The sequence below is a fragment of the Gottschalkia acidurici 9a genome (assembly GCF_000299355.1).
In the GTDB taxonomy this organism is placed as follows: domain Bacteria; phylum Bacillota; class Clostridia; order Tissierellales; family Gottschalkiaceae; genus Gottschalkia; species Gottschalkia acidurici.
Genome location: NC_018664.1, coordinates 1,574,448 through 1,597,525, shown reverse-complemented (window position 1 = coordinate 1,597,525; position 23,078 = coordinate 1,574,448). Strand labels below are relative to the sequence as shown.

Annotated in this window: 26 protein-coding genes; 2 read left to right on the top strand and 24 right to left on the bottom strand. The window is 31.2% G+C overall.

Features of this window, described 5'->3' with window-relative positions; genetic code table 11:
* Nucleotides 1–6: 6 nt before the first annotated feature.
* From mutS to CURI_RS07575, 4 genes are all read right to left on the bottom strand, one after another.
* A complete protein-coding gene (gene mutS / locus CURI_RS07590) occupies nucleotides 7–2,709 on the bottom strand; it encodes a DNA mismatch repair protein MutS (protein WP_014967662.1) in 2,703 nt (900 codons plus the stop codon).
* 81 nt (nucleotides 2,710–2,790) lie between these two features.
* On the bottom strand, nucleotides 2,791–3,186 hold the full coding sequence (locus CURI_RS07585) for a YlbF/YmcA family competence regulator (protein ID WP_014967661.1): 396 nt from the start codon (nucleotides 3,184–3,186) through the stop codon (nucleotides 2,791–2,793).
* Nucleotides 3,176–4,546: a tRNA (N6-isopentenyl adenosine(37)-C2)-methylthiotransferase MiaB gene (miaB, locus tag CURI_RS07580; RefSeq protein ID WP_014967660.1), complete on the bottom strand. Its 1,371-nt coding sequence runs from the start codon at nucleotides 4,544–4,546 to the stop codon at nucleotides 3,176–3,178. The genes CURI_RS07585 and miaB overlap by 11 nt, the downstream gene beginning before the upstream one ends.
* Nucleotides 4,547–4,974: 428 nt before the next feature.
* The gene (locus CURI_RS07575; RefSeq protein ID WP_014967659.1) at nucleotides 4,975–5,322 is read right to left on the bottom strand and encodes a winged helix-turn-helix transcriptional regulator; all 348 of its coding nucleotides are present in this window, start codon (nucleotides 5,320–5,322) and stop codon (nucleotides 4,975–4,977) included.
* Between the two features lie 137 nt (nucleotides 5,323–5,459).
* Here CURI_RS07575 and CURI_RS07570 point away from each other — a divergent pair, with 137 nt between their 5' ends.
* Nucleotides 5,460–6,404 (top strand): NADP-dependent oxidoreductase, encoded by a 945-nt coding sequence (locus tag CURI_RS07570; protein WP_014967658.1) that lies wholly within the window; start codon nucleotides 5,460–5,462, stop codon nucleotides 6,402–6,404.
* A gap of 649 nt (nucleotides 6,405–7,053) precedes the next feature.
* On the opposite strand, the gene CURI_RS07565 is transcribed toward CURI_RS07570, so the two are convergent.
* From CURI_RS07565 to CURI_RS07515, 13 genes are all read right to left on the bottom strand, one after another.
* Nucleotides 7,054–7,335 carry a hypothetical protein gene (locus CURI_RS07565; protein ID WP_014967657.1) on the bottom strand — a complete coding sequence of 94 codons (282 nt, stop codon included), beginning with the start codon at nucleotides 7,333–7,335 and terminating at the stop codon, nucleotides 7,054–7,056.
* Nucleotides 7,336–7,388: 53 nt separating this feature from the next.
* Nucleotides 7,389–7,754: a hypothetical protein gene (locus CURI_RS15845; RefSeq protein WP_014967656.1), complete on the bottom strand. Its 366-nt coding sequence runs from the start codon at nucleotides 7,752–7,754 to the stop codon at nucleotides 7,389–7,391.
* A 250-nt stretch (nucleotides 7,755–8,004) separates the two neighbouring features.
* Nucleotides 8,005–8,295, bottom strand: a complete 291-nt coding sequence (locus CURI_RS07555) for a phage holin, LLH family (protein ID WP_014967655.1) — start codon at nucleotides 8,293–8,295, stop codon at nucleotides 8,005–8,007.
* The gene (locus CURI_RS15040; RefSeq protein WP_014967654.1) at nucleotides 8,295–9,269 is read right to left on the bottom strand and encodes an N-acetylmuramoyl-L-alanine amidase; all 975 of its coding nucleotides are present in this window, start codon (nucleotides 9,267–9,269) and stop codon (nucleotides 8,295–8,297) included. Before CURI_RS15040 ends, CURI_RS07555 begins: the two co-directional genes overlap by 1 nt.
* A 20-nt stretch (nucleotides 9,270–9,289) precedes the next feature.
* The gene (locus tag CURI_RS07545) at nucleotides 9,290–9,577 is read right to left on the bottom strand and encodes a hypothetical protein (protein ID WP_014967653.1); all 288 of its coding nucleotides are present in this window, start codon (nucleotides 9,575–9,577) and stop codon (nucleotides 9,290–9,292) included.
* A 50-nt stretch (nucleotides 9,578–9,627) separates the two neighbouring features.
* Entirely contained in the window at nucleotides 9,628–9,771 is a 144-nt protein-coding gene (locus CURI_RS15365) for an XkdX family protein (protein ID WP_081580427.1), read from the bottom strand.
* A 324-nt stretch (nucleotides 9,772–10,095) separates the two neighbouring features.
* On the bottom strand, nucleotides 10,096–10,344 hold the full coding sequence (locus CURI_RS07540) for a hypothetical protein (protein ID WP_014967652.1): 249 nt from the start codon (nucleotides 10,342–10,344) through the stop codon (nucleotides 10,096–10,098).
* Nucleotides 10,345–10,482: 138 nt separating this feature from the next.
* Entirely contained in the window at nucleotides 10,483–13,815 is a 3,333-nt protein-coding gene (locus tag CURI_RS07535; RefSeq protein ID WP_014967651.1) for a sialidase family protein, read from the bottom strand.
* 10 nt (nucleotides 13,816–13,825) lie between these two features.
* Nucleotides 13,826–14,389: a putative phage tail protein gene (locus CURI_RS07530; RefSeq protein ID WP_014967650.1), complete on the bottom strand. Its 564-nt coding sequence runs from the start codon at nucleotides 14,387–14,389 to the stop codon at nucleotides 13,826–13,828.
* 12 nt (nucleotides 14,390–14,401) lie between these two features.
* On the bottom strand, nucleotides 14,402–15,529 hold the full coding sequence (locus tag CURI_RS07525) for a baseplate J/gp47 family protein (protein WP_014967649.1): 1,128 nt from the start codon (nucleotides 15,527–15,529) through the stop codon (nucleotides 14,402–14,404).
* Nucleotides 15,530–15,747: 218 nt separating this feature from the next.
* Complete coding sequence (locus CURI_RS16135) at nucleotides 15,748–16,029, bottom strand: hypothetical protein (RefSeq protein WP_014967648.1); 282 nt, start codon at nucleotides 16,027–16,029, stop codon at nucleotides 15,748–15,750.
* A 431-nt stretch (nucleotides 16,030–16,460) separates the two neighbouring features.
* Nucleotides 16,461–16,595 (bottom strand): hypothetical protein, encoded by a 135-nt coding sequence (locus CURI_RS16365; RefSeq protein ID WP_014967647.1) that lies wholly within the window; start codon nucleotides 16,593–16,595, stop codon nucleotides 16,461–16,463.
* 816 nt (nucleotides 16,596–17,411) lie between these two features.
* On the bottom strand, nucleotides 17,412–17,600 hold the full coding sequence (locus tag CURI_RS07515; RefSeq protein ID WP_014967646.1) for a hypothetical protein: 189 nt from the start codon (nucleotides 17,598–17,600) through the stop codon (nucleotides 17,412–17,414).
* Nucleotides 17,601–17,908: 308 nt separating this feature from the next.
* On the opposite strand from CURI_RS07515, the gene CURI_RS07510 reads away from it, so the two are divergent.
* Nucleotides 17,909–18,133 carry a hypothetical protein gene (locus CURI_RS07510; protein WP_014967645.1) on the top strand — a complete coding sequence of 75 codons (225 nt, stop codon included), beginning with the start codon at nucleotides 17,909–17,911 and terminating at the stop codon, nucleotides 18,131–18,133.
* Between the two features lie 493 nt (nucleotides 18,134–18,626).
* Here CURI_RS07510 and CURI_RS16130 read toward each other — a convergent pair whose 3' ends face one another.
* The 7 genes from CURI_RS16130 to CURI_RS07470 all read right to left on the bottom strand — a co-directional run bounded on the left by CURI_RS16130 (nucleotide 18,627) and on the right by CURI_RS07470 (nucleotide 22,975).
* Nucleotides 18,627–18,890 (bottom strand): hypothetical protein, encoded by a 264-nt coding sequence (locus CURI_RS16130; protein ID WP_014967643.1) that lies wholly within the window; start codon nucleotides 18,888–18,890, stop codon nucleotides 18,627–18,629.
* Between the two features lie 759 nt (nucleotides 18,891–19,649).
* Nucleotides 19,650–19,829 carry a phage terminase small subunit-related protein gene (locus tag CURI_RS07495; RefSeq protein WP_014967642.1) on the bottom strand — a complete coding sequence of 60 codons (180 nt, stop codon included), beginning with the start codon at nucleotides 19,827–19,829 and terminating at the stop codon, nucleotides 19,650–19,652.
* A gap of 144 nt (nucleotides 19,830–19,973) precedes the next feature.
* On the bottom strand, nucleotides 19,974–20,414 hold the full coding sequence (locus tag CURI_RS07490) for a GNAT family N-acetyltransferase (protein ID WP_014967641.1): 441 nt from the start codon (nucleotides 20,412–20,414) through the stop codon (nucleotides 19,974–19,976).
* Between the two features lie 377 nt (nucleotides 20,415–20,791).
* Nucleotides 20,792–21,271 carry a hypothetical protein gene (locus CURI_RS07480; RefSeq protein ID WP_014967640.1) on the bottom strand — a complete coding sequence of 160 codons (480 nt, stop codon included), beginning with the start codon at nucleotides 21,269–21,271 and terminating at the stop codon, nucleotides 20,792–20,794.
* 51 nt (nucleotides 21,272–21,322) lie between these two features.
* A complete protein-coding gene (locus CURI_RS07475; RefSeq protein WP_041701654.1) occupies nucleotides 21,323–21,517 on the bottom strand; it encodes a hypothetical protein in 195 nt (64 codons plus the stop codon).
* A gap of 555 nt (nucleotides 21,518–22,072) precedes the next feature.
* Complete coding sequence (locus tag CURI_RS15840) at nucleotides 22,073–22,216, bottom strand: hypothetical protein (protein ID WP_014967638.1); 144 nt, start codon at nucleotides 22,214–22,216, stop codon at nucleotides 22,073–22,075.
* A gap of 189 nt (nucleotides 22,217–22,405) precedes the next feature.
* Entirely contained in the window at nucleotides 22,406–22,975 is a 570-nt protein-coding gene (locus CURI_RS07470; RefSeq protein ID WP_014967637.1) for a putative HNHc nuclease, read from the bottom strand.
* Between the last annotated feature and the right edge of the window lie 103 nt (nucleotides 22,976–23,078).

Genomic DNA, 23,078 nt, shown 5'->3' with positions numbered 1-23,078 from the left:
ATATATCTAATCGTTAGATAGTTTGTTAGAATCTTCCCATAGTTTATACAATATATTTATTGCATCTAATGGACTTATTTTCATTATATCCAATGACTTTATTTTTTTAATGAACTCTTCTTTTTTATTATTTTCATCTTCAAGTTTATTATTAATAGCTATAAGTTCTAAAGGAACTTCAATGTTAGAATCCTTTTCTATTGTTCTATTCACTTTAGTCATTTCATTAAAGCTTTGATGAGAACTCTTAGACCTATTTATATCATTTTCTTCTAGGCTTTGTAGTATTTCATATGCTCTTTTAACAACATCTTCTCTAACTCCTGCTAATTTTGCTACTTCGATACCGTAACTTCTATCAGCTCCGCCTCTAACTATTTTTCTTAAGAATATTATATCGTCATTCTCATTTTCCTGAACTAGTATCTTATAGTTTTTTACTCCACTTAGTTTATCTTCAAGTTCAGTTAATTCATGATAATGTGTAGCAAATAAAGTTTTTGAGCCCATCTTAGATTTATCACTTATATATTCAGACACCGCCCAAGCTATGCTAAGACCGTCATAAGTACTAGTACCTCTTCCTATTTCATCAAGTATTATTAAACTATTTTTAGTTCCATTATTTAATATGTTCGCAACTTCACTCATTTCTACCATAAAAGTACTTTGGCCCTGTGAAAGGTCATCGGATGCCCCTATTCTAGTAAAGATTCTATCTACTATACTTATATTTGCTTCATCTGCGGGAACAAAACTTCCCAACTGAGTCATAAGAGTTATTAAAGCAACTTGTCTCATATAAGTAGACTTTCCAGCCATATTAGGACCAGTTATTATAGAGAGTCTATTGTCATCACAATCTAGAAGAGTGTCATTTGGAACAAATGACTCGTTGCTTAGCACTTTTTCTACAACTGGATGTCTACCATTTCTTATATCAATTACTCCATTACTATTAATTGTAGGTCTTTTGTAGTCATTCTCATAGGCTGAATAAGATAAGGAATTCATGACATCTATCTCAGAGATTATTTTACTGGTATTTTGAATTCTAATTACATTAGCTCTTATTTTATCTCTTATATTTAAAAATATGTTATATTCTAGCTCTACCATTTTTTCTTCAGAACCTAATATCTTTTCTTCCATTTCTTTAAGCTCATCTGTTATATATCTCTCTGCATTCGCTAGGGTTTGTTTTCTTATAAAGTAATCTGGAACTAGTTTAACGTTCGACTTAGAAACTTCGATAAAATATCCAAATACTCTATTAAATCCTATTTTTAAGTTTTTAATACCAGTATTATTTTTTTCTTTTTCTTCAAGTTTTGAAAGCCACTCTTTACCTTTTATAGAAGCTTCTTTTAAGAGTGATAGTTCTTCATCATACTCAGGTTTTATCAAATTTCCTTCTTTTATAGCTATAGGAGGTTCTTCAACTATAGCTAAATCTATAAGTTCATGTATATCATCAAGACAGTCTACTTCCCTACCTAATTTTATAAGTTCTTTACTATCACAAGTCTCTAGTATGGACTTTAACTCTGGAACCTTACTTATAGAACTTTTTAGTGATATCAGATCTCTACCGTTACAGTTTCCATAAACTATTCTTCCCATTAGTCTTTCAATGTCATATACATTTTTAAGAATTTCCTTTATATCATTCATCAATATTATATTTTCTGTAAAATATTCTACTATATCTAGTCTATATTCTATTTTCTCTTTATCTATTAAGGGTTCTTCTATCCATTTCTTTAATAGTCTAGCTCCCATAGACGTAGAGGTTCTATCTAATACACTTAATAGGGAACCTTTTTTGCTTTTTCCTCTAATGGTTTCTGTTAACTCTAGGTTTCTTCTAGTGTTTATATCTAATATCATATAGCTTTCTAGAGAGTAAATATTTATATTATTTATGTGTTTTAAAGAAGTTTTTTGAGTTTCATTTAGATATTCTAAGAGAGCTCCTGTTGATATAATAGAATAGCTTTTATCAGCGAGACCAAGTCCATTTAAACTCATTGTTGAAAATTGGCGTTTAATATTATCTATAGCCAAAGGATTCTCAAAAGCCCAGTCATGATAAGGATTTATAAATATACTAAATTTTTTCCTAATTGTATCTATTATCATATTTTCATTAATAAGTAGATTATTTACTATTAATTCAGTAGGTCTAATTTTAGCAAGTTCATCTATTATAGAGTTTACTAAAGTATCTTTTTTGCTAGCTATTTGAGTGGTGTATAGTTCACCTGTTGATATGTCTACATATGAAATACCTGCACAGCTATCATTAGAATCAAAGTAAATACAGCATAAGTAGTTATTAGTTTTTTCGTCTAGAGCTTTAGTGTCTATTATAGTTCCAGGTGTTACTACCCTTACCACATCTCTCTCCACTATTCCGACAGCTTCAGAAGGATCCTCAACTTGTTCACATATAGCAACTTTATACCCCTTATCTACAAGAGTAGCTATGTAAGAATCTGCTGAATGGAAAGGCACTCCGCACATAGGAGCTTTTTCTTCTTGTCCCCATTCTCTCCCTGTTAATGTGATCTCTAGTTCTCTTGATGCAATTAATGCATCATCAAAAAACATCTCATAAAAGTCACCAAGTCTAAAAAAAAGAATACAGTCGGTATATTTTTCTTTTATTTCAAAGTATTGTTTCATCATAGGTGTTAGTTTTGCCAAATTAGTTACCTCCAAACTGGTTTACTGAATACTATTATAACATATTAAATATGAACAATAAAATAGACTAGTTTAACTAGTCTATTTTTTACAACAGCCTGAACAACCATTACAGCCCCTTTTTTCATGGACTGTATCTATTGAAGTTCTTTCACTTTCGTTTGTTATAAATTTTATTATGTTATCTATATTAGTTAAAAGTTTATTATATCTATTTTTACATTGATAAAGATTTTGTATAGCTGTATTATTCTCAATAGCTTGTTGCAATTTGTTAATCTCATTTTCTTTATCAGACTTATCATCTAGTAAATTATACTCAGATTTTTTATCATTTAATCTTTTAACTAGCAATGTGGCATCAGGATCATTATAATAATCTTCTTCTGCTTTAATTAAATTTTCATACTCTACTGATTGAAGAATAGCATACCCTAGCTCTCTAGCTTTATCTAGAGGATTCACTTTACTGCTCATCTTCTACAATATGACCTTCTAATGACCAGGTCTTCACAGTATCTATTTTAACGTTGACTATACTTCCAATTAAGTCTTTCTCACCTTTAAAGTGAACTAATTTGCTAGTTTCTGTTCTACCACTTAACATCGATTCGTCTGATTTACTTGCTTCTTCTACAAGTATCTTTTGAACTGTATCTTTAAATTTTAAATTGTTTTCATAAATAATAGGGTTTAAGGTATCCAAAAGTCTTCTAAATCTATTATGTTTAACATCATCAGGTACTTGATTATCCATTGTAGCAGCCGGTGTCCCTTCCCTTATAGAATAAAGAAATGTATATGCTGAATCAAATTTTACCTCTTTAACTACGTCTAAAGTATCTTCAAAGTCTTCTTCTGTCTCACCTGGAAATCCAACTATAATATCTGTTGTTAGAGATATGTCTGGGACTTCTTGCTTCAATTTTTTTACTAGTGATAAATACTGCTCTTTTGTATACCTTCTATTCATAGCTTTTAAGATGCTATTGCTTCCTGCCTGGAAAGGTAAATGTACATGATTACACACCTTGTCACAATCTCTAATAGCATATATTAATTCATCTGATAAGTCTTTGGGGTGTGAAGTCATAAATCTAATCCTTTCTAAGCCATCTATTTCATTAATCATTCTTAAAAGTTCTGCAAATGAGATTTGTTCTTTCAATGTTTTTCCGTACGAATTAACATTTTGACCCAAAAGAGTAACCTCTTCACAATTATTTTTTACTAACTCTTTAATTTCTTTTAATATATCTTCAGGTTCTCTACTTCTTTCCCTACCCCTTGTATATGGAACTATACAATAAGTACAGAAATTGTTACATCCATAAGTTATATTTACAAGAGCTTTATAATCAAATTTTCTTTTAGAAGGAACCCCTTCTATTATATCTGATCCGTCTTCCCACACATCTACAATAGTTTTTGTTGACTTCCTATTACTTGATATTAGGTCAGGTAGCTTATGAAGATTATGAGTACCAAATATAAGATCTACAAATCTATACTTTTCTTTTATTAAGTTTCTAACTTCTTCTTTTTGCATCATGCACCCACAAATACCAATTAGAAGATTAGGATTTTGTCTTTTTAAGGACTTTAGCTCTCCTAGATTACCGTAAACTTTTAACTCGGCATTTTCTCTAATTAGACAAGTATTAAAGATTATTATATCGGCTTCATCTCTGTTGTTGGCAGGTAAATATCCTAAAGACTCTAATATCCCTGATATTTTCTCAGAGTCATGTTCATTAGCTTGACATCCCCATGTAGCAACATGATACATACCTATAACATTCTTATATTCAACGTTTGCAACGTTTTGTTCATTCATTAGCTTTTCCTCCTTGTACATAAATCAATCTCTATTTATTATAGCAGAATTATTGGGATTTAATTAGAGTATTTTTAATATAATTAGAAAACAAAAATATCAATAGAATCGGATAAATGAAGGGATAGTAAAAAACAAGCTAGATTATAGATTAACTTTATGGTATAGCTTGTTGCTACTTATATATTGGGGGCATAAATTGGATTTTCTAACATCAATCTTCCTATATAGCACCATTTGCAATTATAGATAAAAAGGAGTTTGATTAACTCCTTAGTTTATTTTATGACATATACCTATTGGTATTGTTTTTAACCTCCTTAAAACTAAAGCTAGGAGGTCATTTTTAGATATCAATATTTCAACTGTTTAATAAACTAGTTCCTTTTACAGTTATCCTGATAGATCTAGGTAAAGTTTATATGCTCCTATGATAATGCGCTACTTTCTAATACTTGATACTCCGTTGCCCACTCCTCTAAGGCTGTAAGAACTGGTAAAAATTTAATTCCAGTCTCTGTTAATGAATATTCTACTTTTGGTGGAACTTGTTTATAAATTTCTCGATGAACCATTTTATATTCTTCCAATAACCTTAATTGTTTTGTTAATGCTGCTTGTGTAACACCGGGAAGCTTTCTTTGCAATTCGCCAAAACGCATTACCCCTTGACTTAAAAAATATATAATGACCATATTCCACTTTCCACTAATTACTTTTTGAACAGGTGCTATAGGGCATTGTGTTATATCTATTTCATAATTCTCATTTTTCATGTAATCACCTCAAAGTATACTTTTTGATAGTATATATGTTTTTTTATCGTACTTCTATTTTTTTATTATACCAGTTATACTATGAGTAAGCAACAAACTATATCTTATAAAATTAGAAAGAGAGGAATGTTTATATTATGAGAAAAATTCTTATGCGTGATTACGGTTCTGAAGATGTTCTATTTGAGGTTAATGAAAACATACCATCTATTACTGCAAACCAATTATTAATCAAAATGGTGGCAACAAGTGTCAATCATATTGATGTAGTGATGCGAAAAGGCGGGATGCAAGCAACAATGCCCCCAGAATTGCAACCTAAGTTTCCACATTTGCTAGGTCAGGACTTTTCTGGAATCGTTACCCAGATTGGTGAAACCGTCACAAAATTTCAAGTTGGAGATTACGTTACAGGTGTGACTCTTACGGGAACATATTCGGAATACATTGCTGTAGATGAAAGTAGCTTTGTTGCTAAAGTACCAAGTGATATCGATTTGGTGCCTCTTGGTGGCTTAGGAGTAGTTACTTGTACAGCATGGAGTGCTGTTATCGGTCATGGTCAAGTTAAGCCTAATCAAAGAGTCTTGATACATGGTGGAGCAGGTGGTGTTGGCAGTATGGCTATACAACTTGCAAAGAATGCAGGTGTCTATGTGATTACAACAGCAACTGAAAGTAACAAGGATTTTCTTAAAGAACTTGGTGCCGATGAAATAGTTGATTATACAACAGTAAATTTTGAAGAAGTCCTTCAAGATATTGATTTGGTAATAGACACTATCGGCGGGACGACTCAGGAGAAGAGCTATAGAGTAATGAAACCTGCTGGCAAGATGTTTTCTACTGCTGGAGTACCTGACCAAAAAAAGGCCGTTGAATATGGCGTCGAAGCACAATTTATAAGAGGTGACATCAGACCAGAGACATTACATTCAATTGTTAGTTTATATACCGATAAGAAGCTAAAAATCCATGTTGATAAAATATATCATTTTACATTAGATGATATCAAAAATTCACACAAAGATTTTGAGAATGGCCCAAATCGTGGAAAGAGAATTATTTCATTTAGTATGTAAGTATGAAACTTACTTTACAAACAAATTTAGTTTGGTCTATTGTACACTTTGAATTTTAGTCGCAAGTTAAAAAACATTAGTGTCTAGATGAAACTGAATAGCGTAGTATAAGCATAATCTACAGTAAGCTTAATGCACAACATTCCTTTTTTCCGAACAAAAAGCAGTCACAAGACATTAAAATAGTAGATAATGTCTTGTGGCTGCCTTTTACGGATCGTTACCGTATCCCTACATACTATGAATACCCAATCTTAGAGTATCTCAAAATGTTGATTTTGAGATTTTTATTCCCTTAGCGTATAAAAATGTTAAATTGCTGGCGACACCCCTAATAGCTTTTACTATAAATATATTGAATCTAGATGAACGAAACTCTATTATACTATGTACATCAATTGTATCTTCTTTAATACTAACATCATTCTTATTAACAATAAAACGTGAGAGTTAGTATATAGGACTTAAAAAGAACAATAAAGAAGCATACAAATAATTAAATAAAAACAGGGTAGGCTATAGAAATCAATCTATAACCTACCCTTTAATTTAAACCTTCTATTTTCAGTTTTAAAGAGTTTTAAAGCGTAACCATATATTTATATCAAAAATTATTTTAAAACTGACTATGGCTTTAAATTGCCATTTCTTATCTATTTTTTAACTCTGCTGCCACCTGAAAAGAAGCAATGTAAAACAATACTGGTAAAGCCAATGCTTGTATAATATTTAAAACTATTAACTTATTGTTTTTAGATACCAGACCCGTCATTACTCCAAACATACCTATTGGTACAGTTATCAAAATTTCTCCATAAGGCATTCTGCCTAATATTATAATAGTTACAATATACCATACCCAAACAGCTATACCTGATAATAATAAAACTAATGAAATATACTTAAATACGTTTTGAGTTTTATTAGTCATGTATAACACCCCTTCTAGTTTGTAGCTTATAACCTATGATACGGCATAGTATTTTAAGGAAAGAAAATAATTGAAGTAATGATTAGAACCATCCATCCTATAATGTGAATGATAGAATAACTTCTTTTTTGGTCCAATATATCTTCTCTTTCGAAAAGATACGCTGGAGTGAAGCACAAAATCCAAAGCAAAAGATTTTCAGTGTCATATCCTAGTTTTTTCAATTTTCTTTCATCAAGAATACATAAGCTAAGGTTGATACTAATTATACTAAATCTTAACAACTTACCAGAAATACTGTTTGTATCAAATATTAATATATATATTAGACACAATATCATAATCATAATTGGTAAAAATGCTAAAGTCCATGCTAAAGTATTGTCAACATCATTATTCTTTGACTGTAATTTATTCACTATAGATCTCCTTCCGTTTTTAATAACGATTGTGAATCAAATTATAGGACAATTTACTCTAAACTCAATCTCAACTCATATTAAGCTTCTATAAATAAAGTATTTAAGTTACACTATATCTTAATTGATTTATTATACCATATTTTCCAACTATTTGACATGATTTAAACTAAATCGCAATTTAAGGTCGCAATTAAAAAATAGGCTAGACTATAGATTAATTCCATAGCCTAGCCTTTATTTTTAAACATTAATTCAATTTTTCTTTTAACTCTTCTACTGCTAACTCTATTAAACTGTCTAGTTCTTTTTCAGATAAAAAGATTTTCAGTATAGGAGCTTTCTTATAAAACTCTTTTATAACATACTGTCTCTTTCTTTTACCTTGTCCATTCGTATAATGTTCTTCTGCTTTTGTTACTAGATCTCTCAATACTCTTTTAACTAATACTTTCTTACCTTTCTTATATAAATAAAATAGCACTAATGTAGTGGTTGCTATTAGTGCTAATGAGTTGATGTTTTCAGTTATTAAGTTCATTATTTATCCTCCTTATTTACTAATACCATGTTATTAGCTTCATTCCACTCTACTTTAAATCCTAGACTTTCAAAGATGTCTCTAACTGGAATGTAAGCACCGTCTATCTTGACGCAATTCTTATTTTCATGCTTGATTGTATCTACACTAATTTTATTTCTTAATAAAAGAACATCTATTGAGTTATCAGTAGATTTATATTCTTTATTAATATCTGCAGTAATTAATCTAAGATCATTATCCCATCCAACCGTTAGGCCTAGGCTCTCAAATATCTGTCTTATGCTTATATAGTTATCATTTATATCAACGTAAGTAACTCCATCTTTTATAAAGCCATCTATTGTAATGTGTTCAGATAGCAGCATGATATTAATTTTATCATCTACAAGTACAATATCTTTTATGGAAGATGCTGAAATCTCTTGTTTAGGTGGAATATACTTAACTCCATGATACTCCACTATGGCTTTAGTAATTGCTTGAACATACTTATCATAGTTATTTATGAAAAATTTAATATCTTCAGCATTATTTATAAAGCAAACTTCTAATAAAGATGATGTCATTGTTGTTTCCCTTAACACTGCAAAGTTGGCTGATTTTACACCCCTATTAGCTAAGTATAGATTTGCATTAACTAGTTCAGATTGTATTTTACTAGCTAACTCATGACCTTTAGTACTATTAGGATAGTGATATATTTCTAATCCTTTAGCATTTACATTATTAGCTGAATTAAAATGTATTGAAACAAAAGAATCTACTTTTAAGTTATTAGCAATTTTACTCCTATCTTTTAATGAAACATATCTATCATCTGTCCTAGTAAGATGTACTCCTAAACCATGTCTATTTACTTCCGTTTTAACATCTAGGCATAATTTTAATGTTAAATCTTTTTCTTTATATCCATTGCCTGTAGCACCTGGATCAATTCCTCCGTGTCCAGGATCCAACATTGTTGTTTTCATAAATAAAACCTCCTTAGTTTCTATTTTCTTCTCATTTCATCTTTTAAATTATCTAGCTTATTTCCTATGCCAGACATTTCTGTTCTAATTTCTTGAACCAAGATAGAGTTTGTCTTTACAATTTCTTCGTTAGTTTGCACCAGGTTATCATTAGTGTCATTTACTTTACTTAACTCGGTAAGTATCCTACTCTCTCTTTCTTCTGTACTATCCATAGCCTTGGTTATAATTTTGTTTATAAATAACCCCAGTCCCACACAAGCTACTATGGGAAAGCCTAGTGTTGCTACCATATTTGTTATATCCATCTCACACCTCGCCTTTGAATTAAAAAAAGGCAAAATAAAAAACACTATCTCTAGTGCCTACTTTGCTTTGTTAATAATAGTATTTTTTCTTCCTCTGTTATGAATTTCGCTTGTACGAAAGTGTCTAGCGCTTCAGGTTTATAACATCCACTATCATATAAGTTTTTAATTCTAATAAACCAATTGATTTCCATTACCTCACCCCTTCTAGTAAATCAAGTCGGCTTTTGATATTCTTTAATTCATTCTCTATATTTGTAATCCTTATATCCTGACTAGCAATTGCTAGGATTAAGTCAGCACTTGTCATTTCTGCATTACTAATCTTACTAACACCATCAAGCCCAACATCTCCTGATTCGTTTAATCCGAGTTCGTTACTAATGTTCTCTAAGGCTATTTGTTTTTTGCAACTTGTAAGATTAAATCAGCCACCGTACTATTTGTATCCTTTTTAAAATTCATACTTTGGATTACTGCTTGATTCTTAATTACTGCCATCTAAATTCACCCTTTTACTAGTTGGTGACACCGTATACAATATCATCAACTATCATATTTGAACCTTTAATTGAAACATCAACATCGTTTATAGACAAGCTATCAACTTCAAACTCAACCCCATATGTTCCTTCTAAGTTAATAGTCGCATTAATATTATTACTCGAAACTTCTAAATCCAACGAATTGTATTTACCATTTAAAACGTGATTACCAACATCTAAGGTATAATTATCATATGCAATATTTGAACCTGTAAATTTCATTAAACTGCCCTCGTGTTGCTCCCTACCATCTTTGTCAAATATAACAAATGGTGGAATAGAATCATCATTAGTATAATTAGTCGTTACTATAGTGTCACCAATGGTTTCTATCGGAGATTTACTCCAAATATCTGTTTCTCAATCATAATACATGCTCCTTATTACATTACCATCTTTATATAGCAATCGTAATGGTAATGTGTCAGAAGGTGTAAGCTTAGGGGAAACACCTTTACCTATAACTATACTTTTTAATATTTGCTTAGGGTTGGGAATAAACTCAGTATAAACCATATCTCCATCAGAATTTACATACACCACTTTAATCGTGTCACCGTCTACAATTACATCAAAGTCAATAGTTTTAGTGTTAATGTTATCATCAATCACTGTCGAATTAATTATCGAACTATAAGTTATACTGGAAGTTGGTAAATTATGCAGAACATATATAAGTGATGATTGTGTTTCACTTATATATCTTGAGAACACTGTAACCGTATGAGTCTGCCTATTGTAAACGTAAGGAACACTCTTTACGGCATTATCCCCAACAGTACCTGATGTGGGTGTAGTATGGGACTCAATAACAGCATTACGAACATTAATGAGAGTGTAACCATCTGCTTGTACAGAATATACGTATAAGTAAACCTTCTTAGTGCTACCGTTCTTGAGTCCAAGTGTGAAGTATACGTGTCCATTTGCAAAGAATGAGTTGTAATTACTAGTTGTCACATCACCCGGAACGTTATACAAGTTTACTTGTTGTAAATAGTTCGAGCTATTTAAGTTTAAACTTCTCCACGTAGCTGATGTATCAGTGCTTATATTGGTAACTGCGAACCCAATATTACCATTATATTCAACAACATCCATTGTAAAGTTTTCACTACCCACTGCTACACCCCCAATCCTCAACGCTGATGGATGTAAAGTCCAAGTTATTCCACTGTCCCTACTATATATAACAGTGGAATCCCAACCAGTGCCCAGTTGGTACACTATTGGGACTACAATTGTACCATCACTAGTAACTGTCAATCTACCAACGTATGAAACACTAGGAAGGTTAGTCATTAACCTGTCAGTGACACCTTTATAATTTAAACTTCCACTCACACTATTAATGTCGAACGAATCTGAACCTGATAATATCTTCATATTACCCGTTATAGGATAGTTAGAGTTCACAACCTCGTTATTGACAACATTTACGCTATTATTAGAGTTAACTGTCAGATAACCCAAGAGGTTCCTGACTGTAATACCATAATTTTGACTTGCCATGTCCAAAGTATACCTGTCAGGAGTGAAAACAGGAATTGACTCATACTTATTAAACGAAACCGTCTTATCCAATGTGTAAGTATCAATATTATAATCGACAGTGTAATCACATTGGTACTGTGCTATACCGTCAGTCTCCAAATAATAATTTGGAGGTATAACAATGTCGAAATACGGATATTCCCCAGAGGCAGTAATCATCACCCCAGATGTTTTAGTACCAGTTACCATTTGAGGTTCAGTCCAATTGTCAGTTGAAGTTGTTAAGTTGGTATAGATTCTACGATTTAAAATCCCACCACTAACTCGGGGAAACATTGAAGTTAAGCGTTGATTCGAGTCTATAGTTAATGATGGAGTGCTAACACTATTATTTGAACCATCAAGTGTGGAATAAGCGTGCCACGAATTACCTTCATCAATAGACCTTAAGCAGTGCATACCTGTACCCGTTGAACTTATTCTACTACAATAGGCTATTAAGTAGTAATTTCCAACACTGTCCCGTACTATTGGTGAAAGCGACCTGACAAACGACGCACCTTGGACATCGTTAGAGGCTACACCCCTATTCACTGTTGTAACACTGTACTTACCTTCTGAATCATTATATCTAAATTTATAATCAAATGCTTGGAATTGTGAAGCTCTTAAAAATAAAATAGACACTTTATTCATGTTAGACCCAATTAGTATTCTAGGAGAATTTATTGGCGATGTAAGTTCCCAAGTTTGTGAGTACATTTGAGAATAATTAACATTTATAACTCCGTCGACAACCCTATGTAACGTGGTAGTTACACTCTCAACATTGGCCTCGGGCGACCTTCTAGTTATAGTAGTCCACGCTATCATATTATCAGTGTATACAATATCGATATTTGAAACACTTGACAGTGTTATCACTTTGTAAGTACCTAAAGTACCGTTAGTCTCTGATATATAATTGCTAGATGTCAATGTAGTACCATCCACTATAGATTCGGGGTCTATAGCAAATAGTTTTAAATTACTAGTTGATGTGAATATAAGTACGAATATATATTTACCATCAGTGGTTAAATGTACTGGGTAACCTGTGTTATTAGTACCGATTACACACTTTGTAGTGATGACACCGTTCTTAATATAATATAAATTATATTGATTGCTGTTTGATGAACTCCTAACTGCGAAATAATTCATACCATCATCACATATTACTGATGACCTAACTGAACTGCTAGCAACGTTGAGACTAGAGTCGGAATCTATAACGTGAGATATTTCCCCATTGATGTGATTAGAATCTACTGATAATATCTTAGCACCGTCTTTAGTTGAACTTCCAATCGCTATGTTGTCAGTGGAAACCAATGTATTGTTATTAGTATCTTCATGTACACTGATAACACTGTCATTTATAGCAAATGAAAAATTATCTCCCAGTGAATTATACTTAGCAGTTGTAGTTGACATATCTACATATTCAGTAGTGTTAAAGGTGTCAAACATCCCTAAACCACTCACATTTTGAACAATTAAGTTTAAATCCTTTTCCCTCTCCCTAGCAAGTTGAGACTCCAATCTTAATAATTCCCTTCGAACCTCAATATCACTAGCACTTATGTTTTCTACTTTGTTTGCAATATCAGTTACTTGAGATTCAATCTCTTCTACTTTGATATTTACTTGAGAGCTAATTTCTTCTATAGTAATATTCATTTTTCTTTTATCTACAATGCTATCAGAAGTAATAGCTGTTGCATTAGCTGCTACATTTATTTCTGCCAACAAGAGAGATCCTATAGGTGGAGCAGGTGCTACTGGACTAGGTGATGGTATTCCTTCTAAATATTCTATATTTCCATTTGCATCTATATACACTATGTCAATTCTTGGATTAGTTATATCTGCTGCATTAACAGTTAAAGAAATGTCTTCACTTAATTCCACTTTTGTTCCATCTGGCATATAAACTACACCACTAGAAATGTTAACTGTCATATCTGGAATAGCCTGTGGCTTTACATCTAATCCATAATCAACTCCATATCCAATAGAATTAACTATCTTATCATTTAATTCTTTTAGTCTGTTATCTATCTTTTTATTATCATCTACAAAGTCCTGTCGCTTAGGTTTATCGCTTCCCACCCATTGGTTTAGACCTAAAAACCCCGTCTTTTCTGTACTAGCCATTTAATCACCTCTATCTTTCATATATTTCAAATTCATTCCACGTTAAATTAAGACTTTCAAATTCATCCCAAGTCATATCGTAAGAATCAAACTCATTCCATGAAATTGAGTTAAATGTCCATTCTTTTCCGACATGTGCTCTACATACTTCCTCAACAAATGCTTGTATATGTTCAAGATTATCCGGAACCCCATAGGGTTTAAGTATGTTAAGTTTCATTAAATGTTGTGTACTAACATTAGTGATTGAGACTTCTATTCCAAAAGCTCTAAGAGCGTTTATTAGTTCCTCTTTGGTTATTGATCCATCACTTTTTCTTTTATGTGCAAGAATGTTGGCTCTTCTTAACTCTATAGATAAAGAAGTATCAGAAACTATCCCTGCTTCTTCTTCTCTTGCCGAAATAGAATAAGTTGCAGTAGATATATCTGACTCTTTTTTAACTTGAATAACTAACTTTTCTATATAATTAAAAACATTTGATAGCTTACCAAAGAATCGTATATTGTTAGGGTGATCAGGGTCTATCGATCTATGAGGAAAGAAGCTTAGTAAAAAGTCCTTAAAAGCCATAATATCACCCCTTTATGTTATTAGTATTTGTCCTACAACTGCTGTTTGCATATCTTCTAATGTGATGTTAGAAGTAGGAGTAATTATTGTAAAGTCACTTAGTATAGGCTTTCTATCTATGTCTGATTCTAAATAAGTTGATTTTGCTATAGCTATGATATCTATAAACTTCACAACTCTTTCTTGATTAGCTTGACGATTAATATACTTTCTTAATGCATCTTCTATGATTGGTTTTCCTGATAATAAATCATAGCCATTTGCCCAAATACAATTAGATAATGTAATATCTATAGGTAAGGGAGTTCCACCAGTAACTAATATTGCCCCATCTGCAAGATCAGCAGGAGTTTTAGTTGCTATTTCACTTTCTGTTTTACTTATTAGTTCTGCTGTAGGCATTCCATCTATATCATTAATAAGTATATCTACAGTTCCATTACCTCTTAATCTGGGGTACACTGTCGCACTTAATACTCCCTCCACGCTTTCAGCCCACATTTTATAATCTTTACTAGTTCCTCCACCAGATAACTTCTTCTTTTTATCTAGTACTCTTTTTCTATATACTTCTATATCCTCTATATCAAGCCCATAATACACAACCCTAGAGTCCAATACTTCATCAAGACCCGCTTGTGCTATAAGATTTATAGCTCCACTTGGAACATTTCCTATACTTCCATATTCAGTACATTCGACTAGGACATCAGTAACATTAGATTGTCCAGCTAATATCCTTTTACCTTGACCAGGCTTAACTCTAAATTGAATAGGTGGAGTACTACCTATAGGTGTAGTAGTAAGTAAGAAATTATCTGCTATAGGATAATCATTCGTAACAGGAGAACTCTTTTGCAAAGTCACAGAATGAATAGTTTTAGTAGGTTCTTTTCTATACACACCTTCTTCGATTCCTATCTCTTCAAGTTTTTCTCCAGTTGCACTTATAGCTGTTAGATTGTCGTAAACAAACTTAAGCATGACTACCAGCATATATATAGTTTCTCTTAAAGCTATAATTAAGTGCTTTATAAACCATTGATTTCTTAAATCATCTATTTTTTTATCTGAACCTACTAAATTACTTACTAAGACTTGCGTTAATTCTTCTTTACTTGGAAAGTTAATTTTAAACACCTCCCATATTAAAATTCATTTCTAATGGATCATCTTCTCCATTTACAGTATATTTTATATACAACGACCTAACTGTTTTATCATTTACTTGGGCTATAGTATACTTGCATTCTATAACTTCTTTGATCCAAGCCTTTCCGTACTCAATACCAACTCTTAAAAGTATCTCTCTAGCTTCTGTTTCTACTTTTTTATGTCCTCAGGAGTATAGGGTTTGGCTAGATATTCATGTAGCTTACCACTAATGGAAGATTACTAAAGGTAACCTCCGATTTAAGTCTATCTTCTTTAGAGCCTGAGATAGCTACTTTAGTAACAAAGTAAGTTTGACTAAGGCCAAATCTCACTCCTAAAATATTAATCTTTCTATCATTATTCAACTCTAAAAACCAGTCAGTATTAAAACATCCATACAGTTGTTTTTTTGATAAATCCTTTAGTATACTTTGAGCTTTTCTCTGACACTGATCTCTAGTAAGATTAGGATAGTAATATCTCATAGTATATTTATTACCGACAGTATGTTGACGGGTGGATTTTCCCGTGAAGCTTGCTTTTTCAACTATCCTTTGACCACTTTAAGTTTTCTTACCTACTTTTTTACCTGGTATCCATGAGATAACTTCTACTATTAAGTTTCTCGCAGCATTTGGCGCTCTTTCCATTCTAAAAGGTTCTTCTATGTTATAGCCCCAAGTAAAGTTTAAAGATTCCTTATCGTAATTAGGTAAATATTCTTGTGGTTCAAAGAACCAATCTTTGCCTATTATCCTAGTTGTAAAACCTTCGTTTTGTACTAGATATAATACAAAATCCCAATGTGATACCTCTCTTTTTACTCTTTTTACGTCAACATGATCCTCTTTCTCATATTCTCCTATAAGGGTTCCTGTTTCAATTGGAACTATGGGGTTTAAGCCATGTTGCTGTGCTATTTGTTTAAATGCATTTGTGGAAGTTGTATTTTGACATTTAATGGTAAGGTTATATCAAAAGAATTCACTGCTCCAAGTCCATTAAGTTCAACTCTGAAAGAACTCCAATCTACAACTCTTTTATCATTCATATATATTTACTATAGGATCGCCAAAAGATCTAAAAGAACCACCTCTATTTACTAAATTAGCATCAAACAATTTTTATCACATCCTTTCAAGGCATAAAAAAAGACACTTATAAAAGTGTCTGCTATAAGTATCTATATTTTCATTATGTTGCATGCATAGACATTTCCTTTAATTAAGTCTATACTATATTCTATAGCATTCCTTAGGCATGAAGGGAGGGTTGCTATATCTTCAACATCGTATTACTGATGATCTCTATAATAATAGAGCTTTTAGCTGTTTTTGTGACTAGTGAAGAAGCTCAATTAGTTGTAGGGGTAATCAGAGTTATGGTGCTTTGTATTAATCTTGGCTATTTATTAGCGAGATTAAGCAAGGCATCGTAACTACTTAATCAGCATCCTAAAAACAAATAGATATGTTTTGTAGTTTCTCTCTTTCTAATCAAAAGAGAGTTCGTAATTCTCGAAAAAACTAAGAGTAATGCTATAGCTATGAACATATCACAAGAACCACAAAAGCACTGTGCGTCAACACAGTGCTTTTACAATATAATGTGGCTTTTAATTGAGAGTAATCAACTCTCTGTAACTTAGAGAATTCTCACTTCTCTAGGTCACTATATCTTCAACATCGTACTTACATTATATAGTATAGGCAATTAAACGTCACTTATACATCCACGGAAAAAACAGCCTTAAATCTTGATTTGTATCATATAAGTGATACTTTCCTTTGTTTTTCACTAAATATTATAATTTATAATATGTCATATATTCTATACTATAAATTGTATTACTTATGTACTTTAAGATTTACTCTTCTGTCATCTCTTCTTGAGTATCTTTTAATCTTTGCACTAAGTTTACCGAAGTAGCATTAGCAAAATTCTCATCAGGTACGATTAGCCATTTGCCTTCTTCAAACTTTAAATTAACACTATACTCATCAGAAAATACATACATATCATCTGATTCTGTTATTTTATTTAGCTTATTATACATATCGGTACATTATATTTTAATGCATGTAATAAAAACAAGTCATTTACATTTTTCTTCATTTAATCTATAAATGTTTTAGAATATACATAAAGACCAGTATTTGTTTTTATAATAATAAAGTAATATCTAATAGAGAAAGAAAGGAAGATGATAACATGAGTTTAGTTCTAAATTAAAAAATTAAGGATCTCTAGAAATTCATCTCAGGTTGATCTAGTAATAGCACTACGAGTAAGTCAAAAACTATTAGTAGCTATAAAGTTGATAAAAGAGAGCCTAATTTTGAAAGATTAAAGATTCTCCCTGATATGTTACGGTGCTCGATTGACTTTTTACCAGCCAAAGAAAGTCCACAAAATTTCCATTTAGCACTAGAGGAGTATATTAAAGAAACAGATGATGAAGCTGTTGACTTCTATATCCATTGCCCTGATAACTTAGTTATGGATAATAAAATCTTTGAACATATACAAGGTCTAATAAGTGAAGTTATTAAACAGAGTAGAAATAGAGGTGTAGATAAAAAGTATTAGTCATAATCCTAGGACTAGTTGCTTTTATTATTTCTATTGATCTGCTTTAGTTCATGTAAAGCCAATGATTATAAAAGAAAATCTATCTCTATTTTACAATACTCTTCTCCGTGATCTTCTATAACTATCCGTATACTTACTTTCTAAAGGATACTTCTTTATATACTCTACGGTTGTCTTTATACATATCCTATGGCTTTCATAGTATCTTGCTTGATATGGGTATTGATTTTAAATACTTTGCCACTTATTCTTGGGGTGATACCTGTTCCATCATCTCCAAACTTAGCAACGTCAACACCTAAGTGTAGTATAGTTTCGCTATTATCTATATTCGCTTTTGTTTCTTTATCTAACTCAGCAAACCCTAGAGGAATAAAAGCATCAGATTCACTTCTCCCTCAACTCTAACTCTTCATACGTTAGAACTTTCATGATATTTTCTTCTAATCATTTCTATATTATCTTTAGAAGTTCTTTTACTATCTAAGGATTATACTTTATGTGCTTTATATAAGTCTCTATCTTTATTATGAAAATCATAAAAAACCCCATTAGTTCTAGTCGGGCTACCACACATTAAAAGCTTATTTTTTTGCCCTGATAAAGTTCCTAGTATAGTTTCCATAATAGGAGCTGTTATTCCTGAAGCTTCATCTACTACAAATAACATATAATCTTCATGAAAGCCTTGCATATTTTCTGGTCTTGTTGCAGTCTTAGCAGTTGCAAACCATCTATCTTCATGCTTTTTCATATAGACTTCCGTTTTAGTCCACTCTAAAAGGTTTTTAACTTTAGAATCATTTAACCATCGTCAGGAATAAATCCGGTCTATCCCAGTAGGTATCCATTAAGTCAATTATTATATCTTGTGGTATACTACTCATTTTTATCTTCTTTCTTTTTTCTGCTACTTGTTTTAACGCAGATACCTATTCTTCAACCCATCACCTTTATTTCCTTAAACATTTTCTATGTCAAACTTTGATCTTTCTATCCTCAATTTTTGTTCTTTAGTTGCTAGTCCACTGTTAACTAACTCATCATAATTTTTAGTCATGTTTCTTAGTTCAGACATAGCTCTTGATTGAGCTTGTAGAAGCGTTGCATGTTTATCCCATGCAAATTGTACTTCATATTCCTTTTCTTCTGAAAAACTTATACTTTATGTACTTTATGCTTCTTTAAAAATTTCGTTATATCTTCCTGGTCTTTAACATACATAAGTCTTTGTGCTCTTATTATTGCAGCATATTGTATAGTTATGTTTTCCCAGAGAATATCTAGTGGATGTTTTTCTTCTATTTCCTGAACTAAGTTTAATGTTTTTTCTAGTAGATACTTAGAAAAGAAGACATGTGTTTCAGTATTTTTATTTCCTATAGGTGCTCCATACCCTAATGCATTCTTATTTCCATATCTGGCTTGATGATGTTATTTCGTGTTTGTTTTGAAACTCTGTTTTTTATCTTTGGTTACATTTGTTTTAGAGTTGCTATTATAAATAGTCTTATTATCTTTCTGCGTTGCATGTTGCAACACTATTATCTATTTCTTCATTCCATTCTTCTCTACTCTTTCTACTTCTTATAGTCCCTATCTTAACTCCATGATTTTCTGCTAACTCTTTTAATACTACCTTACCTTTACTTTCTATATACTCTTTCTTTATCTTATTCCAGTTTATACTCACATATCATCACCACATATCCAAACTATAATTTTAATTTTTGGAATGTTTTAAACCAGTGTTGATAAACAGTCATAAGTAAAATGGATAGGTTATATTGTCCGTTTTCTATCTAATTTGTATAATATTAATAAATCGAAATAATGACTATTCTAAAATCCATTCATATATACACTTTTGTCGTTCTCCCTCTTTATACATTGGTAAATCTATCATATCTTTAAGTTTAAGACCAATCTTTTCGCAAGTTTTTCTTGATGGAAAGTTATCTAGGTTGCAAGTTATTATAAGTTTCTTCATTTCATGTGCGATAGCTACGTCTTTTATAATTTTACAAGCCTTTACAGCATAACTATTTCCTCTATACATTTTTTCAATCATATAACCTATATTACCACAAAAATATATACCTTCGTTATAAACTATTCTGATATTAATTTCTCCTATCCTATCATCTGAATCGTGGATAGTAATTCTATATTTATATGTAGGTACATAGTCTTTTTCCTCATTATATGGTATTTTTTCTTCAATCTTTAAATCAATCTCACCATCAGTTAAGTAATCAAACTCTTTAAACTCAAACATATATAGACCCCCTTTATTTTCATAATATAATACAAGTATTCGTTAGTTTATATATTTTATTATACATAATTTCGGTGTACCTTCATATTCTAAAGTCTTGTCTTTATATATATATCTGTATATCATCTACATCACCCCTATATTATAGTTCTCATTAGTAGATACTTCCCAATCATCTTCAAACATATTAGATATAGTGAAGTCCACATATCTTCTGCTTCTCTTATATCTAATACTTTTTCATCTTTACAGTGCATTACTATAGTAATGTTTTCCCACTTTCAATAGTTACCCCATGACTTTCTCTTTAGGGTCTTCCCTCCTGTTTTTAGGTATTAAAAAAGAGCCTAGTTGTTTTGACAGGCTCTCAATATATTTTATTCAGCTTGTAAAGCTTCTTCTTTTTGCTCTAGTTCACTCTCTATAACATCTAGGACAATACTATAATATACAAGTTTTTTTGCTTTATATCTAATATTTAAAAATGCAGAAATACCATAGAAACCAATTACAATTAATATAATAATTAATATATTAGCAATTATCCTCCCATTATCAGGATAGAAGCTCCTGGCATTGCTAAATACAAAAGCTATGATACTAAATACTATTGCTATTGCAGATATACAAAGTGTGGAAAAGCTTTCGGTATTTGTAGACTCTAAAGCAGTCTTCCTATATTTATAGGTATCATGAAATTCTTTGAGCTCTCCTTCTGATTTTTCTTTGTATACTTCATTTAGAACTTCTTTTATTTCTGAGTAACTATTGTATCTTTCTTTGTGTATTTCTGAAGATATGAATTTAAAAATACTCTGTTCTCCTATTTCACTCACAAATATTTTTTTCCAACTCATATTCCTCACCTCCTTCTATATACAAAATTCTACATAAAAGGGAAATATCCTTTATTTCCTTATTAGATCAATAAGTTTAGTAGATAGGTATACAGATGCAGGAATGAATATGAAAAGTACCACAAAACCATGTAGAACATCCAATACACCACCAAAAGGAAGGGGCATAGTCATAAATACATATATTTTTATAATTCCTATAAATATGACTACGGAAAATACAGTAATTATTATTTTATCTTTCATAAAAATTTAATCTCCCCTGTTTTAAAATATAATCAATAATGTACGAATAAATTTTATATGTTTATTACTTCTATTTTTCTTTATATATCCCTTCCACTTGGAATTTTATCTTTGTCTTAATTCACCTCTGCATTTTTTATAAGTTGCTCTATTGACTCTCATGAGATTTTCTATATCCCTATCGGAGAAACCTTCCTGGTGTTTTTAGGATTCTTATGTTTCCTACCTAATTTATAATGTTTTATATGATATTTAGTGTTTTGATAGTTTTATTAAGTAGGATTATTGCTTTGATGTCTTCTGTAAATTAAAAAACTGTCTGTTTGGGTATTTAGTTTCTTTATCAATTATGATAACATCTTATTAAATAAGTATGTCAGATTTATATGACCCATTACATCAAGGGGTATCTGCTATATTATTCTCTTCCTTATCTATATATTTCTTCACATTAATAATCATCATGTGTTTTACCTATCTTTGTCCCATTTCTGTCTCACTTTTGTACCATTTTCATAGCAATTTCATCAATCTACTTATCACCTCTTTTTTCTTCTAGCATCTGTACTTTATAGCTCTTTCTAGTTCTCTAATAAGCATATCTATATTTCTTTCTAATTCCCTTTCTATTCCTGATACAACATCTCCACCCTGAACTATATCTTTTGAGTAATCAATAGCTTTTATAGTTGTATCCATGTTTATATTACATTATTTTATATCTCTTCTAATCTCTCTTTTTGAACTTCTAACTTTCTTAATGATGTATTCAGCCTCTTTTTATTTCTATAGTAACCTCTTATCATTCTCTCTGTTCTCTCCGTGTCAATTCCTCCCTATAGTTTCAACTTCTTAACTGTGTATTCATATAGCTTAATTGGATAAATTTTATGTTCCTCGTTGTTCTCTACATAATGCTATAACTTTCATTCCCACATGATTTATTTTTCTTCTATTCCTCCCCATCCCTATGACTTCATCATGATGTATATCTGCTTTCTTGCCACATATACAACACCTTCTGTTAATTAGACATCCATATAAATATCTATTAATATCATCAGTTCTATTTACTCCTAGATCCGTCAAAGATATATCATGATTGAGTGCAAAATCTATAAGTATATTAATCGTGTCTCTAGCTTGTGTTACAGTACAATCTGACATTGAGATTCTCTTATTTTCGTACACGTATCTATATATCATTTTAAAATAATCATGCATATCTTCCTGTAAGTTTCCTGTATAGTCTGCTATATCTTTAAGTGTTGCAAAACATTTCTTTTTTTGGTCATTTCTAATACGTCTATTATCATCTAGCCTTATCTCTGCAAATACCTTCCCATCTTCTTTAAATCTATCTATTGTATATCTTAGTTTCTCTTTTGGTACGAATATCTTTAAATATGTACCTTCTTCCACTTCTTTAATTGCCTTAATCTCTGAAAGGTAGTTCATGTTGCACCTCCCTTTTAAATAAAAAAGGCACCTTAAACTTAATGATTCTGTCTAAAGTGTCCGCCGGTATGTCCAGTAAGACTTATTTAGTTGCACAGTTCAT